This window comes from Adhaeribacter terrigena (assembly GCF_016623615.1).
In the GTDB taxonomy this organism is placed as follows: Bacteria; Bacteroidota; Bacteroidia; order Cytophagales; family Hymenobacteraceae; genus Adhaeribacter_A; species Adhaeribacter_A terrigena.
Map to the genome: position 1 here is coordinate 1 of NZ_JAEHFX010000007.1, position 16,300 is coordinate 16,300.

At 47.7% G+C, this 16,300-nt stretch carries 14 protein-coding genes; 10 read left to right on the forward strand and 4 right to left on the reverse strand.

Going from position 1 to position 16,300, the window contains the following annotated elements:
* Positions 1-488 precede the first annotated feature (488 nt).
* Positions 489-1,958: an amino acid permease gene (locus I5M27_RS13230; RefSeq protein ID WP_200506793.1), complete on the reverse strand. Its 1,470-nt coding sequence runs from the start codon at positions 1,956-1,958 to the stop codon at positions 489-491.
* Positions 1,959-2,179: 221 nt separating this feature from the next.
* On the opposite strand from I5M27_RS13230, the gene I5M27_RS13235 reads away from it, so the two are divergent.
* The 7 genes from I5M27_RS13235 to I5M27_RS13265 all read left to right on the forward strand — a co-directional run bounded on the left by I5M27_RS13235 (position 2,180) and on the right by I5M27_RS13265 (position 10,670).
* On the forward strand, positions 2,180-3,010 hold the full coding sequence (locus I5M27_RS13235; RefSeq protein ID WP_200506794.1) for a sulfite exporter TauE/SafE family protein: 831 nt from the start codon (positions 2,180-2,182) through the stop codon (positions 3,008-3,010).
* A gap of 338 nt (positions 3,011-3,348) precedes the next feature.
* Positions 3,349-4,572, forward strand: a complete 1,224-nt coding sequence (locus tag I5M27_RS13240) for an exonuclease SbcCD subunit D C-terminal domain-containing protein (protein WP_200506795.1) — start codon at positions 3,349-3,351, stop codon at positions 4,570-4,572.
* Positions 4,573-4,581: 9 nt separating this feature from the next.
* A complete protein-coding gene (locus tag I5M27_RS13245) occupies positions 4,582-8,253 on the forward strand; it encodes an SbcC/MukB-like Walker B domain-containing protein (RefSeq protein WP_200506796.1) in 3,672 nt (1,223 codons plus the stop codon).
* Positions 8,254-8,267: 14 nt separating this feature from the next.
* A complete protein-coding gene (locus I5M27_RS13250; protein ID WP_200506797.1) occupies positions 8,268-8,501 on the forward strand; it encodes a hypothetical protein in 234 nt (77 codons plus the stop codon).
* Positions 8,502-8,722: 221 nt separating this feature from the next.
* Positions 8,723-9,346 carry a class I SAM-dependent methyltransferase gene (locus I5M27_RS13255; RefSeq protein WP_200506798.1) on the forward strand — a complete coding sequence of 208 codons (624 nt, stop codon included), beginning with the start codon at positions 8,723-8,725 and terminating at the stop codon, positions 9,344-9,346.
* A gap of 48 nt (positions 9,347-9,394) precedes the next feature.
* Entirely contained in the window at positions 9,395-9,922 is a 528-nt protein-coding gene (locus I5M27_RS13260) for a DUF4385 domain-containing protein (protein ID WP_200506799.1), read from the forward strand.
* Positions 9,923-9,962: 40 nt separating this feature from the next.
* Complete coding sequence (locus I5M27_RS13265) at positions 9,963-10,670, forward strand: thermonuclease family protein (protein ID WP_200506800.1); 708 nt, start codon at positions 9,963-9,965, stop codon at positions 10,668-10,670.
* 116 nt (positions 10,671-10,786) lie between these two features.
* Here the strand turns inward: I5M27_RS13265 and I5M27_RS13270 are convergent, their stop codons facing one another.
* Positions 10,787-11,641, reverse strand: coding sequence for a universal stress protein (locus tag I5M27_RS13270; protein ID WP_200506801.1), 855 nt, complete (start codon positions 11,639-11,641; stop codon positions 10,787-10,789).
* 152 nt (positions 11,642-11,793) lie between these two features.
* On the reverse strand, positions 11,794-12,081 hold the full coding sequence (locus I5M27_RS13275) for an HNH endonuclease family protein (protein ID WP_200506802.1): 288 nt from the start codon (positions 12,079-12,081) through the stop codon (positions 11,794-11,796).
* 153 nt (positions 12,082-12,234) lie between these two features.
* Here I5M27_RS13275 and I5M27_RS13280 point away from each other — a divergent pair, with 153 nt between their 5' ends.
* On the forward strand, positions 12,235-13,494 hold the full coding sequence (locus I5M27_RS13280) for an MFS transporter (protein WP_200506803.1): 1,260 nt from the start codon (positions 12,235-12,237) through the stop codon (positions 13,492-13,494).
* 274 nt (positions 13,495-13,768) lie between these two features.
* On the forward strand, positions 13,769-14,437 hold the full coding sequence (locus tag I5M27_RS13285; protein WP_200506804.1) for a hypothetical protein: 669 nt from the start codon (positions 13,769-13,771) through the stop codon (positions 14,435-14,437).
* A gap of 93 nt (positions 14,438-14,530) precedes the next feature.
* On the opposite strand, the gene I5M27_RS13290 is transcribed toward I5M27_RS13285, so the two are convergent.
* Positions 14,531-15,757 carry an alpha/beta hydrolase family protein gene (locus I5M27_RS13290; RefSeq protein WP_200506805.1) on the reverse strand — a complete coding sequence of 409 codons (1,227 nt, stop codon included), beginning with the start codon at positions 15,755-15,757 and terminating at the stop codon, positions 14,531-14,533.
* 178 nt (positions 15,758-15,935) lie between these two features.
* Between I5M27_RS13290 and trxA the strand changes: the two genes are divergently transcribed.
* Positions 15,936-16,244 (forward strand): thioredoxin, encoded by a 309-nt coding sequence (gene trxA, locus I5M27_RS13295; protein WP_200506806.1) that lies wholly within the window; start codon positions 15,936-15,938, stop codon positions 16,242-16,244.
* The last annotated feature ends 56 nt before the right edge of the window (positions 16,245-16,300 follow it).

Genomic DNA, 16,300 nt, shown 5'->3' on the forward strand with positions numbered 1-16,300 from the left:
TCTTTTACAAAACATTCAGTGCCAGTTCCTAAGCCTTTCAAACGTGCGGAAGAAGCTGCCCTTTTTCCGTTTTGGTGTTGCAAAGATACGGTAAGTTGAACCGGATTTCCTAACCACTATTTTGCCAAATTCCTGTTAGCGGCGCGAAAGCTGCAGTAACATTTATAAAAACAGTGCTTTAAGGCCGGAAATATTTTATAACTTTTTTCTAAAGGCCGCGTTCAAGGCTTTTTTTACTGCCGGAAAAGCAAAACCATTTGGCTGGGTGACCTTCGCTTCTCCCTTTTTTGCCCTTGTTTATCTCTATACCAATTATCGGTAGAAGAAGTATTTTGAAAGCTTGCCATTATATAGTATATAGAAACCCCCTTCCGACTTTTTTCCTTTAAAATGATACCGTTTTTATCCGCCTGTCTGGTTAAAAGTAAAAAGCCGCTTCTTTAAAAGGAGGCGGCTTTTTACTTTTTATGCTTTTAACGATAGCGTTTTTATAAGGCTTCGTTCTCTTTTCTTAGTTTGCTGTGCTTTCTTCCATATAAGAAATAGATCGCTATTCCTAATGCCATCCAGACGATGAGGCGTAACCAGGTATCCCACGGCAGATTGATCATCATGTAACCGCAGATCAGGATTCCCAGGATCGGAACCACAGGTACAAATGGCGTTTTGAACGGACGTGGAATATTGGGATTCGTTTTCCGGAGCATTAAAATACCGCCGCATACAATCACGAAGGCTAATAATGTGCCAATACTTACCAGTTCTCCCAAAAGCCCGATCGGGAAAATCCCGGCCACGGTGGCAGCAATTACGCCGGTTACGATGGTTGTAATGTGCGGGGTGTGGAAACGCGGGTGAATTTTACCGAAAACCGGAGGCAATAATCCGTCGCGGGACATGGCGTAGAAAATACGGGGCTGGCCCATAAGCATTACTAAAACCACGGAAGCCAAACCGGCCACAGCACCAATACCGGTAAAGAAGAATAACCATTTCAGGCCCGGGCCGGCAGCCGTTAATGCTACCAGAACAGGATCAGGAACGTTCAGATTTTTATAAGATGTAAGGCCCGTCATTACTAAAGACATGGCTACATATAATAGTGTACAGATACCTAAAGAAGCTAACATCCCGATCGGCATGTCGCGTTGCGGGTTCTTGGCTTCCTGGGCGGCAGTACTAACGGCATCGAAACCGATGTAAGAGAAGAATACTACGGCCGCGCCGCGCACAATTCCTTCCCAGCCATAGCGGGAACTGCCATCAGGCAATAATTCGCGGGCAGGAATAAACGGCTCCCAGTTGGCAGAATTCACATATTGAAAACCAAAACCGATAACCAGTAATACGATGGCTACTTTTATGAAAACAATTAAGTTATTGAAACGCGCCGATTCCTGAATTCCCACTACTAATAAAGCCGTCATGGCCAGAATAAGCAGCACGGCCGGCAGGTTGATAATTGTGCCGGTGGTGGAAAATACTCCGGCTTCATACGCTAAAGGCGCACTGGCGATGGATTCCGGAATGTTTATGCCGGAAGATTTCAGTAAACTGACCACGTTTCCGGACCAGCCAACGGCCACGGTAGCAGCCCCAAACAAATATTCCAGAATCAAATCCCAGCCAATGATCCAGGCAATGAATTCACCTAACGTGGCATAGCCGTACGTATAGGCCGAACCAGCGATGGGAATCATGGAGGCAAATTCGGCGTAACATAAACCTGCAAACAAACATCCTAACCCCGCAATAATGAAAGAAAGTACAATTGCCGGACCAGCTGCGTTGGCGGCGGCAGTACCGGTAAGTACGAAAATACCGGCTCCTATAATAGCGCCGATTCCAAGCATGGTGAGGTTGGTAGCCGAAAGTGTGCGCCGAAGCCCATGTTCGCCACTCTCCGACTCCTGCATTAGTTTCGCAATAGATTTGGTTGCGAATAAATTGTTAGCCATAAAAAGAGTTAAAGTAATAACTGTTTTAAATATTTGAAGAGCCAATATAGGAAATTACTATGCAATTGCACTATAAAGACTCAGGGAAACTTTGATTTTTCTGCCTTATTTGCATTTTTAACCAGTCCAGACTGTACTTTTCACATTAAAACCGCATAAAATATGATGATAAAATTGGCAGACTCGTAAAGAAATAAAGTACCTGCACATTTTATTAAGTCATGGAAACAATCTTACTCACCGATTTCAACACCTTTCATCTGGTTGGCTACCTGGCCGCCATTCTGATCGGGGTGTCTTTGGGGCTGGTAGGAGGCGGAGGATCCATTCTTACGGTTCCGGTGCTGGTTTACCTGATCGGTATCAATCCGGTGGTTTCTACTTCGTATTCGCTTTTTGTGGTGGGGCTCACGTCTTTGGTTGGCGCGGCCACCTACATGAAACGCAAACTTATAAACTACCGCACCGCTATTGTTTTTTCCATTCCCTCTTTTATATCCGTTTTTCTGACCCGGAAATTCCTGGTGCCGGCCATTCCGGAGGTAATTTTTGAAAATGCGGACTTCATCATTTACAAAGAACATTTTATTATGGTATTGTTTGCTGGCCTTATGACGGTGGCGTCGTATGCCATGATCCGGCAAAAACCGCTGCACGGCCATACGCTTCCCAACCCGAAAGTTATTTCTTACCGCTTTATCTGGGCTCTGGGAGCTATTTTAGGCGTGCTAACCGGCACCGTGGGCGCCGGCGGCGGTTTCCTGATCATTCCGGCGCTGATCTTGTTTGCGGGCCTGGAAATGAAAACGGCCATTGGTACTTCGCTCTTAATAATTGCCATCAATTCCCTGATCGGTTTTACCGGCGATATCAGCACCCACCACATCGACTGGATTTTCCTGGGAGGTTTTTCGTCGCTGGCCATTGGGGGGATTTTAACCGGAACGTACGTTTCTACCTTCGTGCCGGGCCAAACGCTGAAGCCGGCTTTCGGGTGGTTCGTGCTTTTAATGGGCTGCGGCATTATTGCCAAAGAAATGCTGCAATTCTAACCGGAAAATTTCTTTACCCTGAAGCACTTTTAAAGCCCGAAACCCTAGTGTTTTATAAACTTCAAACTGAATGTTTGTCTATACTGTCCCTTTAAGTTTTAAGGCTGAAATTCATAGCGTTTTTTTACTACATATATAATAAAGGATAAGCACCTACTTTTTCCGCCCGAAAGCATAGCGTTTTCACAGGCTTGCGAACGGGAGCAAACAATTTCAGAACTTCAGAAACCGCGTGCCGGATCGATCTTTCTTTTTTTCAACTTCCCAACAACCAGTAACTAGTAACCAACAAGCAAAAACAGTATCTTTACTTTCTGGAAAGAAAGGCTGATACTGTGATGAAAGTTTTACATACCTCCGACTGGCATTTGGGCAAACGCCTGCTGCACCACGAACGCACTGAAGAACACCAGCATTTTTTAAACTGGCTGCTCGAGATCATTCAAACCGAAAAAGTGGATGCGTTGCTGGTGGCCGGCGACATTTTTGATACCGGTGCGCCTTCCAACACGGCTTTAAAACAGTATTACGATTTTCTGCGGGCCCTTTATTTAACCGGCTGTAAACACGTAATTATTACCGGCGGCAACCACGATTCCATTTCTACTTTAAATGCCCCGAAAGAATTACTCAAGTATTTCAACATTCACGTAATTGGCGGCGTACCGGCCGATCTGCAGGATGAAATCATTCCGTTAAAAAATGAAGCCGGCGAAGTAAAGTTGGTCGTATGCGCGGTGCCTTTTCTGCGAGATAAGGATGTGCGCCTTTCGGTTGCCGGCGAAACGGCCGAAGAACGCGAACAGCGCATTAAAGACGGCATCTGCAACCATTATAAAGCATTAGTACCTTTCATTTCAGAATTTAAAACGGCCGGAATTCCGGTAATTACTACGGGCCATTTGTTTGCCGCCGGCAGCAGCCCTTCCGATTCGGAAAAGGAAATTCACGTGGGCAACCTCGGCCAGATCTGCGGCGACCAGTTTCCAGTGGAGTTCGATTATGTGGCGTTGGGGCATTTGCACCGGCCGCAAATTGTGGGCGGCTTCAACCACGTGCGTTATTCGGGTTCGCCTATTCCCTTAAGTTTCAGCGAGAACGACGACCGGAAAAGTATTTTGCTGCTTGATTTTGAAGATGGAAAACTCAGTAATTTAACGGAAATGCCGGTTCCGCGGCAGCGCCGGCTGGTGCGGTTTAAAGGCAGCCTGGAAAAAGTACACATCCAGATGCTGAGTTTCGAAAACGATAATCCGTTACCGGCCTGGGCCGAAATCCAGGTAGATACCGAAAGCTTTATTCCAAACCTGGAAGAAAACCTGCGCGAATTACTCGGCGGAAAAACGGACCTGGAGCTGATAACCTGTCGGCAGAATCTGGTGCGGGCCAAAGTTACGTTAGACAGCCAGGTGCAGGAAGAATTGCATTTGCACGACCTGCAACCCAAAGAAGTTTTCCGCAAGCGTTGCGAAGCCGAATTCCCGGAACTGAGCCACGAAGACTTGTTGCAGACTTTCGACGAATTGCTGGAAAATATGGGCGAACAACTGGCTAAAAACTAGGAAACTGCTGTGAAGATAAAATCGATCCGTTTTCTGAATCTGAACTCGCTGCGCGGCGAACACGAGATCTGCTTTGATGCCGCGCCGCTCAGCGATTCGGGCTTGTTTGCTATCACCGGACCGACCGGCGCGGGCAAAACCACCATTCTCGATGCCATTACCCTGGGTTTGTACGGCCGCGTAAACCGCCACGACCGCGATCTGCCATCCGAAATCATGACGCGCCACACGGCAGAAGCTTTTTCGGAAGTTACGTTTGAAGCGCGCAACGTGGTTTACCGGGCCAAATGGAGCGTTTACCGGAGCCGCAAAAAAGCCGACGGCAACCTGCAGCCCATTAAAATGGAATTGTGCCGCGTGGCCGACGAAGAAATTTTCGACCTGAAATCGCATGAAGTTCCGGGGAAAATCTCGGAGTTGTGCGGGCTGGATTACAACCAGTTTCTGCGCTCGGTCATGCTGAGCCAGGGGGAATTTACGCGCTTTTTAAAAGCCAACGAAAACGAACGCAGCGAACTGCTGGAACGCATAACCGATACCGGCATTTATACCGATATTTCGCGGCAGGCGTACCAGCGGGCTAAAACCGAAAAACAAACCTTACAATTACTGCGAAGCGAACTTTCCGGGCAAACCTTGCTGGCCCCCGAACTCGTGGCGGAGTACGAAAATACGCTGGATGAATTGCAGCAATCGGAAAAGGAGCTGAAGCAAAACCACAGTGAAACCGAAACTCAGATCGCCTGGCTGAAGAACCGGGAAAAACTAACCGAAAAGAAAGAACACACCCGGAAAGCTTTGCACGAACTGCAGGAAAACGCGGCGAAATACGAAGCTGATTTTGCGCGCCTGGGGCAACATAAAATTGCGCTGAATTTCCGGCCGGAACTGGTAAAACTGGAACGCGAACAGCAATTCTTAACGGACCTGCAAAGCCAGCAAACCGAAATCCTGACCCAGCTTCCGGAACTGAAAAAGGCCGTAGAAACGTCGCAGCTAAAATCGGAAGAAGCCAAAACGGTATTGAAATCGGCGGAAAAAGTGCTGCATGAAATTGCACCGCTGCTGGACGAAGTGCTTCAGAAAGACGCCGGCATCGAAAGCATCCGCAAACAATTCCTTAAAAACAAAGAAGCGTACCAGCTGGCAAAATCGGCGTTCGATTTGGATGCTTCAGAAGTAGCGCGTTACCGCCAAACGGTAGTTGAACTGGCCGAAAAACTATCGGAACTAAAAAGCTGGTTGCAGCAACACGCCGCGGAAAAAGAACTGAGCAGCGAACTGAATATTTTTGAGCGCTACCTGAAAGACCTGCAGGAAATTATGCAGGCCGGGCAGAAGTGGAAAAAGGAAAAATTAACAGCTACGGAGGCTATTCAGACTGCCAAAATGCAGGCCGCAACCGCTGATGAAAAACTGACTACCCTGGCCACTGAAAAAGCAAAATTGCAATCGGAGATTGCCCAAAATTCCGAAACGCTGCAAACGACTTTGGCCGGAACCTCGGAAACGGAACTGGAAGCGGCGGTGCAGGAATTACCCGTGAAACTAAACAATCTGGAAAAACTGCGCCAGCTGAGTTTGCAGTTTGCGGCAACAGTTTTAAAAGAACAGAATTTAGCGGCGCAGAAAAATTCGGCTTCGGAAAAACTGGCCACGCTGCAAAATACTGAAACAGAACTGAGCCAAAAACTGGAAGCAGCCCGCGGCATTTTAACGCAGTACCAGGAAATTGTAGAGTTTCAGTTGCAGGTGCAGCATTACGAAGAAGCGCGCAAACAATTGCAGCCCGATTGCGAATGTCCGCTTTGCGGCGCGCTGGAACATCCGTTTGCCAACGGCCAAACACCCAAACTGACCGATGCCGCCGAAAAACGCAATGCGCAGCAAAAAACGGTAGCAGAACTGGAGAAAAAATCGGCGGAAACAGTTGCGGACCGATCGGTATTGCAGGCGAATCTGAAAACGCTGGAAAATTCTTTAGCGGAAATGGTGCAGCTGCAGGAAACAATTAAAAAGGACTTTTCGGAAATAAATGCGGCGCTGAAAAATGAGTTTGTTATTTCGGAAACGGATGTAATTTCGGAAGCGATCGCGGCAAATCAGGCGGTGCTTGCCACAAATAAAGTGCAGCTGGAAAATGTAAAAAAAGCAAATCAGCAGATGCAGTTTTTAACTGAAAAACAATACCGTTTGCAAACCGAGACCCTGACCACTACTTCGGTAAAGGAACAGGCTTTGGAACGGCAAAAAACTTCGGAAGAAACGCTGCAAAACGCCGGAAAAGAACTCCACGATCTGCATGAACAATACGCTAATATTGCCGCGGAAGCCACTTCGTTTGCAAACCGTTTCGGCCTGACTTTTTCGGTGGAAAAAGGTAGCGTTTTACTGCAGCAACTACGGCAACGGGCGCAACAGTTTTCTTCCCAAACGGAGACTTTGCAGCTTACCCAGTTACGCGTAGCCGAAGCTGAAGGAAACCTGCAAAAAGTAGAAGCTACGCAAAGCCAAAAGCAAACCCAGCTCGATGCCTTGCAGGCCACTTTAACGCGGGAACATCAGGAATTAACGGCGCTGAAAACCGAACGCGAACAGCTTTTCGGACAGAAAAATCCGGCTGAAGAAAGGACACGTTTAACGGCTGACTGCGAACAGAAAAAAGCGGCGGCGGAAACGGCGCAAAACCTTTGGCAACAGCAAACCGAAAAGCTGAACCTGGCAGAATCTTTCCGGGAAAAATTGCAGCGCGATGCCGCCGTTGCGCAGGAGCATGTGCAACAATTACAAGCGGATCTGGAAGCAAAACTGGTTACGCAAAATATTATTTCAATACCAGCTTTAAAGGCTTTATTCCTGCCCGATGAAGAAGCTACGCAATTGGTTAATCTGCAAACGCAGCTCGAAAAACTGCTTACCGAAACCAGCCAGACCTTAGCCGATACCAGCGCCGAGCTAAAAGCGGAAGAAGCCAAAAACCTGACCCAGGAAACGGTAGCCATTTTAACCGAAAAACTGCTGCAAACCGATCGCGAGATCAGCCAGGCCAACCAGCAAATGGGCAGCATTACCCAGATCCTGAAACGCGAAAAGGAACTGCAGAAAAAGCACCAGGCCCTGGCAATCCGGATTTCCAACCAACAGAAAGAAGCCGAACGCTGGGAAAAATTATCGGAACTGATCGGTTCGGAAAGCGGCAAGAAATTCAGCAAGTTTGCGCAGGGCCTTACGCTGGCTAAACTGGTTACGCTGGCCAACCGCCACCTGCAGAAACTAAACGACCGTTACCAGTTACTCAAAGCACCAAACGCCGACCTGGAACTGCAGATGATAGATACCTACCAAGCCGATGCCGTGCGTTCGGTCAATACTTTGTCGGGCGGCGAAAGTTTCCTGGTAAGTTTAGCGCTGGCTTTGGGCCTTTCCGATCTGGCCAGCCATAAAACGCAGATCGATTCGCTGTTTATTGACGAAGGTTTTGGCACCTTGGATGCGGAAACGCTGGATATTGCCATTACAGCTCTGGAAAACCTGCAGGCCAGCGGTAAAATGATCGGGATCATTTCGCACGTAGAAGCGTTGAAAGAACGCATCAGCACCCAAATCCAGGTAAAGAAAATGAGCGGCGGGGTGAGTAAGATCGAAGTTTCGGCGTATAGTTATGATGGTGTTTTTGTGTGATAAAATCTTGTGCGATGAAACCGAAAATTAAATTTACTTCACTGGAAGCTCAATCAGACCAAAGTGCTTACTGGAAAACCAAAAGCTACGCTGAACGGCTGGCCGAAGGCTTCCGGTTAAACCAAAAAGCATATTGGGAATATTATTCGCAGCCTGAGCCTAAAATGGAGCGCCGGTCAAGGTTATTTATTAAAAATCCGGAGGAAAGTCTGGAAGAATTCTTCGCCCGTAAAAACAGAAGCAAATAATGCTTTAATTGGAAGCCCACACATAAATAAATTTACCGTCCTGAAGATAGCGGAGTACCTTCTTGGCTCCTTGTAGAAACTTTTCTGTAAAGTGCCGATGAGTTGTTTCGCTAACGCTCAACATGACAGTTATTTTTGAAACAGTTCTTCTTCTTTTTGCAAATCCCTGAGAATCCCCACACTTTTACGGCTCTAAAACATACCGTTTTCTCTATATAAACATGAGCCTGAACTCGAACCGCTGGAACCGCATCCGGTACACGTTTTACACCCCGATCTACGATCTGTTGGTGGGCAAAATTTTTACCAGTTCGCGCCGGAGTTCCATTGATTTATTGCAAATTAAGCCGAACGAAAAAGTGCTTTTGGTGGGTGCCGGAACCGGGCTGGATTTTCAGTTTCTGCCGAGACAGGCACAGGTTTACGCCGGCGATATTACGCCTTCCATGGTTGCGAAAATGGAGCATCGCGCCAGGGAATTAAAACTGAACGCAACCATAGATGTAATGGACGGGCAGAATTTGCAATTCCCGGATAATACTTTCGATAAAATAATTTTGCATCTGATCGTAGCGGTAATTCCGGACCCGGTAAAATGTTTGCAGGAAGTAGAACGGGTTTTAAAACCGGGCGGCGAAGCGGTGATCTTCGATAAATTCCGGCCTAAAAACCAGCGGCTTTCAAGCCTAAGGGCATTTTTTAATAAACTTACTTCATTCCTGTTTTCGGATATTACACGGGTGATTGAAACGCTTTTATCATACACGAACCTGAAAATCCGGAAAGATATTCCGGCTAATTTTAACGGTAATTTCCGGATCATATTGGTAAAGAAACCGGTTTAAGTTTTCCCTTTTTCGTTTTTTTCGTAGAAGCTGAAATACTTCCGGAAAATGAAGAAAAACGCGTTCCCTTACCAGTTAGATTTCAACCAGACCGATTTCCGTCAACACCCGGAATTGTACCGCATTGGCGTGGGCGAACAGGGCGTTTTGCTGGTGCAGCCTTACAAAGCCGAGCTCCTGCCCCACTGGAAATTCAGGACCGAAGCAATTGCCAAAGTTTCGGCGGAAAAAATTTATGCGCTGTTTGAAAATTACCTGCAGGAAAAAGATTTTGTAGGCGCCGATATGGCCCGGAAATTCCTGCAAATGGGTTTCACCCGCGCCCGCCGCTATGCCAACCACAAAACCGGCCGCAAGTATAAAACTGGTGAAGAAGATAAAACCGATGGGTTGGAATATCCTTATTCTTCGGGCAGTAAAAACAAGGGCAACGCCATTATTAGACAGGAATCCGACGCACTTACCAGCGAAAAAGCCCGGGCCGCGGCTGTATTCAAGGAATACTGGTTCAAGGCTAAAGACCACCCCGAATACCTGCAACAAAAAGCGGCTTTCCGGGAAAAATATTATGAATAAAAATCCTAGCTTTTCAGCACTGAAAACTAAACCTGAACCTATGCCCCTGAAACCAACTTATTTCCGCAGTTTGTTTTGCTGGTTTTCCGTATTGCTGCTTTTTAATGCCTGCCAGGGCAAAACCCAGGAGGGATATAAAGTGATCGGCATAAAAGACGGCGACACCATTGAAATTCTGGTTGATAATAAACCGGTTACGGTGCGGCTGTACGGCGTGGATGCTCCCGAAAAAAAACAGCCCTACGGCACGCAAGCCCGCAATTTTGCTTCGGAGCTGGCTTTCGGAAAATTTGTAACGCTGAAAGATAAAGGCAAAGACCGCTACGGCCGCACCATTGGGGAAATTATGCTGCCCGACGGTAAATCCCTGAATAAGGAACTGGTGGCCAACGGTTATGCCTGGTACTACAAAGCCTACGCCAACGACCCGAAGCTGGGTTATTTAGAGAACGATGCCCGAAGACTGGAGCGCGGTTTATGGAGCCAGCCCAACCCACAGGCGCCCTGGGATTTCCGGAAGAATAAACGCGATAAAAGCAAAGCTGCTGCCAACAAACCCATTGCCAAACCCACCGATGCCGACCGCGAAGTTTTCATTTGTCCGACCGGCAGCAGCGCCGTTTACCACCTAAAACCCGATTGTTACGTTCTGAAACGCTGCCAGGGCCAGATAGAAGCGGTAACGCGCGGCCACGCCGTAATGAATTTAAGAAGAACGGCCTGCAAAGTTTGCAGCAAAAAACGCTAGAAAGTGGTATGGTTTCCGCCAGTAAAAGTGCCGTTAAAACGCTATGGTTTCAGGCTTAAAAAGTAAAAAGCAGTGCCCGGAAACCCGGGCACTGCTTTTTTTTGACTTGCTGAAAATTAAACCGTAGCCTGGGCTTTTTCGTCCAGCACCAGCATCGGGAATTTGGAATGGTAGGTCAGTTTTTCGGTTAAGCTGCTGTGGAACAGGTTACTGAAAAAGCTGCGGTGCCTTTTCAGGATCACGAGCAGGTCGGTGTTCGTTTTGGTCAGGTAATCTTTCAGGCCCACTTCTTCGTCGGGGTGGATAATGGCGGAAAAATGGACGTTCTGGGCCGCAAACATTTCTTCTATTTTCCGGCCGAATTCAGCTGCTTTTTGCTGGCCTTCGGTATCGGTTTTTTTATCGATGTGCACCACTTCTACATGGGCGCCGGTAAGGGCAGCAAGTTCCAGCACCTGTTTCAACGCCTGGGTATCGGCGTTTTGCAGATCCGAAGCGTAGGCAATTTTCTGAATGCGCGGTTTGCGGGCGTTGGTAGGTATGGAAAGCACCGGGCAATACACATCTTCAATAATAGCCAGGGTATTGCTGCCGATCAGAATTTCTTCCAGGGTATTGCCGCCCCCGGTAGAACCCACCACCACCAGGTCGTAACCTTCGTGCACTACGTAATTGCGCACCGCATCGGCCAGAAAAGCGGTTTTTACTTCATAATCGCAATCCCAGCCCGAGCCGCCATATTGTTCTTTTAGGTAATTGCAGGCCGAAGCCAGCTTATCGGTGGCGTCGCGGTTCATTTCGCCTACTACTTCGGTAGCCACCAAAGCTGTTTCTGCAGTTTCGGCTAAAGGCAGGTGGGTTACGTGCAGCAAAGTAAGCTGGGCGTTCGCCTGACTGGCCAGAAATGCAGCGTACTCCATAGCACGGGTAGAGGTCTTCGAAAAATCGGTGGGGCAAAGTATCTTTCTCATAGGTTTTATGCTGGTAAAAACGCGCAAAAATAACAGTTCTGCTACGCTTCTGGGTTTGATTGCTTAAAGATAACAATTTTTTAATATTACAGTTTACGGCAAGGCCTCACTTTTTAGCTATAAAAGCATAGCCATATTAACAGAAATAATTTTCAGCGGCGGCCCCGTTTATTGGAAAGGCTGTTTATGGGTTTGTTCTGCACCCAGCGCAGGTATTTCTGCAAGGGCCCGGCCTGCTGCAAAGCCGGAATGGAATTGTACAACAAAGCAAGTTCGCGGTTGGTAAGCCGGTTATGAATGGTGGCGTGGCAGGGCTGGCAAAGTTCGGCTGTAGGCCCGTACCGGCCGCCTTCTTCGCGCGGCACCAGATGATGCCGGCTCAGGCTATCCACTTCGCGGCGGCATAATTCGCAGATCTGGGTTTTAGCTTGCTTTTTCATAGCGTTTTTCAGCTTTCCTGCCCTACTTCAGGCCTTCCTGAACAATTTTTCTTACGGTAAAATACATTTACAAACGAATGCGTACTTTTGCCCCCTGGCTTTTTGTTTTTACGTAAACAGGGGCCGTTTACGCTTTCAATTCTTTTACAATTTATGTCCGAATTTCAGGAACGTGCGCCGCAAGCTTCCACCGGCAGCCTGGGCGCCGATCAACTGGTACCAAAAGTGGCGATCCGCGAAGGGTTGCTTTTATTTATCCTGGCTGCCATCCAGTTTACCAACGTCATGGATTTTGTGATCATGATGCCGCTTGGCCCGCAACTGATGCGCGTTTTCGATATTAATCCGAGTCAGTTTGGCTTGGTGGTTTCGGCTTATACTTTCAGCGCCGCGATCTCCGGTTTCTGTTCCGCGTTTTACATCGACCGGCTGGACCGCAAAAAAGCCTTGCTGGGACTGTACTTAGGTTTTGCCATTGGCACCGCGCTTTGCGCCCTGGCTCCCACGTTCGAATTACTGGTGGCGGCGCGCGTAGTGGCCGGTTTGTTTGGCGGTGTTTTAGGAGCGCTGGTTTTAGCCATTATCGGTGATGCCATACCGGAAGAACGGCGCGGCGCGGCTACCGGCAAAGTGATGGCTTCTTTTTCCATTGCTTCTATTGCGGGTATTCCGGTGGGTTTGTACCTGGCGAGTAAAACCAGCTGGCACGCGCCTTTTTATCTGCTTGCCGGTATGAGCCTGTTGGTTTTGGGCTTAGCCATGAAATTCCTGCCCGAACTGAAAGGCCACTTAACCAATGCACCGCACGAAAAACCGCACACAGTATTGCTGAATATTTTCCGGAAAAAAAACCTGCTCTGGGCCTTGCTGCTGGTGGTAATTCTACAGCTGGCGGGTTTTACGGTAGTGCCTTTTGTGAGCCCGTACATGGTGGCCAATATTGGCTTTGAGGAAACTGAACTAAGCTACATTTATTTGTTTGGCGGCCTGGCTACCGTGGTTACTTCGCAAATGGCGGGCCGGCTGGCCGATAAATACGGCAAAAAACGCGTTTACATCATTTCGGCGCTGTTTTCTATTATCCCGATCCTGGCCATTACCCACCTGCCGCGCATGGAGCATTACCTGGTTTTTATCGTTACTACGCTTTTCTTTATCGTTTTCGGGGCGCGTTTTGTGCCGGCCATGTCCCTGATTACCTCCAGCGTAGAACCCAAACAGCGGGGCAGTTTTATGAGCATCAATTCCTCGGTGCAGCAGGCGGCTTCGGGTATTGCGGCGTTTGTATCGGGCCTGATCGTGCAGAAAGCCTCTAACGGCCAGTTGCTGCATTTCGGCACGGTTGGCATTCTGGCTTCGGTAGCTACGGTAATTTCCATTTTTGTAATTCTCAAGCTGAAGCCTGTGAGTTAAAAACGGTATGGTTTTGGGCTGAAAAAGTATAAAGCCCGGCAAAACGCTATGGTTTTAGCTGCAAAAAGTAGGGCCCGGGAAAAACTTCCGGGCCCTACTTTTTTGTGAACATTCCGATACCGATTCTAATTCATGAAAGATCAGACTTTAAAATAAAATTGAACAGCAACCGCATGGTAGTTTCTCCATGTTTTTCCGGTAATTTTGCAGCTTCAAAATTTCCTTGATATTAACCTAACAGTATCATTCATATTTATTTCCCCGGTCACTTCTCATGAACAAAATTTTTTACGTATTTTTCATTGTTATATTTTCCTGGTCGGCAACTCAGGCTCAGCATCTGATTACAGATGCGAACGTAGCGCTGAAACCTGGTATTTATAGGAATTTCTCCGAATTCAAACACAATAAGCCTTCCATAAACCTGCCAGAAAACCATAAGATCAGCAGATCGGGGCCGAAATCAGTAAGCAGTAAAGCCGTTTTCAGAAGGCGGCCGCTTGAAAAAACCGAGATATATGGTTTCTGCGATGGCAAAAACATTTATGTATACCCCCGGCTGGCAGATGTAAGTAAAAAGCCGGCTACGTTTAATAAGATCACCTATTTAGGCCGCTATGCTACATACGCAAGTAAAAGCAAATATGAAGTACCTTCCGCTTCATCCGCTTCCGGCACTATGCCGGTAACTGATAAAGCGGAATACGCGCTGGATATGGGCATGGGCCAGTTTATTGCTTTAACGCCGGAAAAAGTAGCCAAATTGATTGCCGATGATGTCGAGCTTTCAGCAGCCTTTAAAAAACAAAGCTTCAAGAAAAAGCACCTTACTGACTACATCATCCGGTATGCGCAGAAACACCCGGAAATTCCAACGCCACAGCTCAACGTAAAGTCCCCGGAAATTGCACCGGTAAGAAACGCACCCATAGAGCTTGAATAAACATCAGCATCAACGCCGTTTTTTTCTACCTAAAAAAGTCCCGCCAGAGGTTTCCGGCGGGACTTTTTTATGCTTAAAGCATAGCGTTTAAAATTACTGCAAAGAAGCAAACCACGGAATAAGCTCCATGATCATCGGCTGGAAAGTAGTGCCGTGCGTGCCTCCCGGAATCGGGTAAAGATCAAGCTGTTTAGCCCCGTTCTTTTTTAGTTTGGAATACGTGATCTGTGAATTCTGGAACGGAACCACATCATCGGCGGTGCCATGATACAAGCGGGTTGGCGCCTGCGGAGCCCAGTCGGTGAGGCTGTTTTCGGCTAAAGCGTTTATAAACTGTGTTTCGGTTCCGGTTTTAAGGCCGTTGTAAAAAGCTTCGGTAAAAAGCTGGCTGGGCAATTTCGGCAATTCAGAATTTACCTGTCCGCCGGTCTTGGAGCCATCCAGCAAACCCGGAATTTTAGAGGCGTAAGGTTCTTTAAAGAGCTGATTCAGGGGCCGGTTCCAGTTATTGGCCGTGTTGTAAGCCTGCGTTAAAAAGGCCAGGTACGATGGATGGTTATACGTTTCGCCGGAAGCAATATTGCCGATCATGGCCGTAAGATCGTACCCGCCCGCGCCGGCCGCTACCCCGGCCAAAGTCAGGCCCGGCAACGGATTCGCTTCCAGGTTTTTCTGCGCGGCCAGCGTTACGTAACCCCCTTCGGAATAACCGGCCAGGAATAATTTATTGCCCAGCGGAATATTCTGATCTTTACAGAAAAAGCGCCCTGCCCGGATGATATCGCGCACTGCAGTGGCTGAATAGGTTTCGTTGTAGTACGGATGTAAGATCTGTTTCGAAGCACCGTAACCTAAATAATCGGGTATAAACGTGGCATAACCCGCCGAAGCAAACAATTCCGGGCCGTTAAAGGAAATCGGGAAATTGCTCGGGGCATCTTTATGAGCAAACAAGGTTCCGTGCTGCGCGCTCAGAATGGCCGGCGGGGTTTCTTTGTTTCTTGGAAAAACCAGTAAACCCGAAGCCTGTGTTTCGCGGCCCTGATACGTGGTATTATACACTACGCTGAAAACGGTAATGTCGTATTTAAACTCGTTGTTAAATTGCGGATACCCGTTTTTAGAGGCAATATCCCGGATGGTTTCTACGGGAATAATGCCCACGAACTTAAACGAAACCAGATTGCTTTTTTCGCTCTGGGCGGCTTCTACAGCCGGCGGATTCGCCTCGGCTTCTTTTTTACAGGCAGTGCCGGTTAGCAGTGAGAAAAATAAGACCGAGGAATATAAAACTGTTCGGAAATTCTTTATGAAATGCATATTTTACAAATAAGGAATGCAATTAATAAAGATAAAAACACCGTTTAAAGTTCCGGAAAGCCGGGTTAACCCAAGGCAAGCTGCCGAAATTTTAAGGCAAACTTTCTTCCGGAATCTATCATAAAACCAAGCTACCTTGCGGCCGTAAAAACAAACTCCGAAAACAACTCAGAAAGCCATGGCCAAAAAATCTTTTAACGAACTGATAAACGCTCCGGGAATGCCCGTTCTGGTAGACTTTTTCGCCGAGTGGTGCGGCCCCTGTAAAGCCATGGCGCCCGTTTTACAACAAATAGCCGCGGAGCATGCCGGGAAAGTAAAAATTATTAAAGTAGACGTAGATAAAAATCCGGCGGCAGCGCAGCAATTCCGGGTGCAGGGTGTGCCAACGTTAATTTTGTTCCACCAGGGCAAAACCATCTGGCGGCAATCCGGGGCAATGCCGGCGCAACAGCTAAGCCAGGTATTAAAACAGCATATTCAATAGTTTGTGCTTCGGGTTTTTAAAGCCTTAGGAATTAGTTTTTAGAGCTAAAACCATAG

Excerpts from the sequence above, each read along its gene's own strand:
- I5M27_RS13230 (WP_200506793.1), bottom strand. The coding sequence starts at position 1,958 with ATGGCTAACAATTTATTCGCAACCAAATCTATTGCGAAACTAATGCAG.
- I5M27_RS13235 (WP_200506794.1), top strand. The coding sequence starts at position 2,180 with ATGGAAACAATCTTACTCACCGATTTCAACACCTTTCATCTGGTTGGC.
- I5M27_RS13240 (WP_200506795.1), top strand. The coding sequence starts at position 3,349 with ATGAAAGTTTTACATACCTCCGACTGGCATTTGGGCAAACGCCTGCTG.
- I5M27_RS13250 (WP_200506797.1), top strand. The coding sequence starts at position 8,268 with ATGAAACCGAAAATTAAATTTACTTCACTGGAAGCTCAATCAGACCAA.
- I5M27_RS13255 (WP_200506798.1), top strand. The coding sequence starts at position 8,723 with ATGAGCCTGAACTCGAACCGCTGGAACCGCATCCGGTACACGTTTTAC.
- I5M27_RS13260 (WP_200506799.1), top strand. The coding sequence starts at position 9,395 with ATGAAGAAAAACGCGTTCCCTTACCAGTTAGATTTCAACCAGACCGAT.
- I5M27_RS13265 (WP_200506800.1), top strand. The coding sequence starts at position 9,963 with ATGCCCCTGAAACCAACTTATTTCCGCAGTTTGTTTTGCTGGTTTTCC.
- I5M27_RS13270 (WP_200506801.1), bottom strand. The coding sequence starts at position 11,641 with ATGAGAAAGATACTTTGCCCCACCGATTTTTCGAAGACCTCTACCCGT.
- I5M27_RS13275 (WP_200506802.1), bottom strand. The coding sequence starts at position 12,081 with ATGAAAAAGCAAGCTAAAACCCAGATCTGCGAATTATGCCGCCGCGAA.
- I5M27_RS13280 (WP_200506803.1), top strand. The coding sequence starts at position 12,235 with ATGTCCGAATTTCAGGAACGTGCGCCGCAAGCTTCCACCGGCAGCCTG.
- I5M27_RS13285 (WP_200506804.1), top strand. The coding sequence starts at position 13,769 with ATGAACAAAATTTTTTACGTATTTTTCATTGTTATATTTTCCTGGTCG.
- I5M27_RS13290 (WP_200506805.1), bottom strand. The coding sequence starts at position 15,757 with ATGCATTTCATAAAGAATTTCCGAACAGTTTTATATTCCTCGGTCTTA.
- trxA (WP_200506806.1), top strand. The coding sequence starts at position 15,936 with ATGGCCAAAAAATCTTTTAACGAACTGATAAACGCTCCGGGAATGCCC.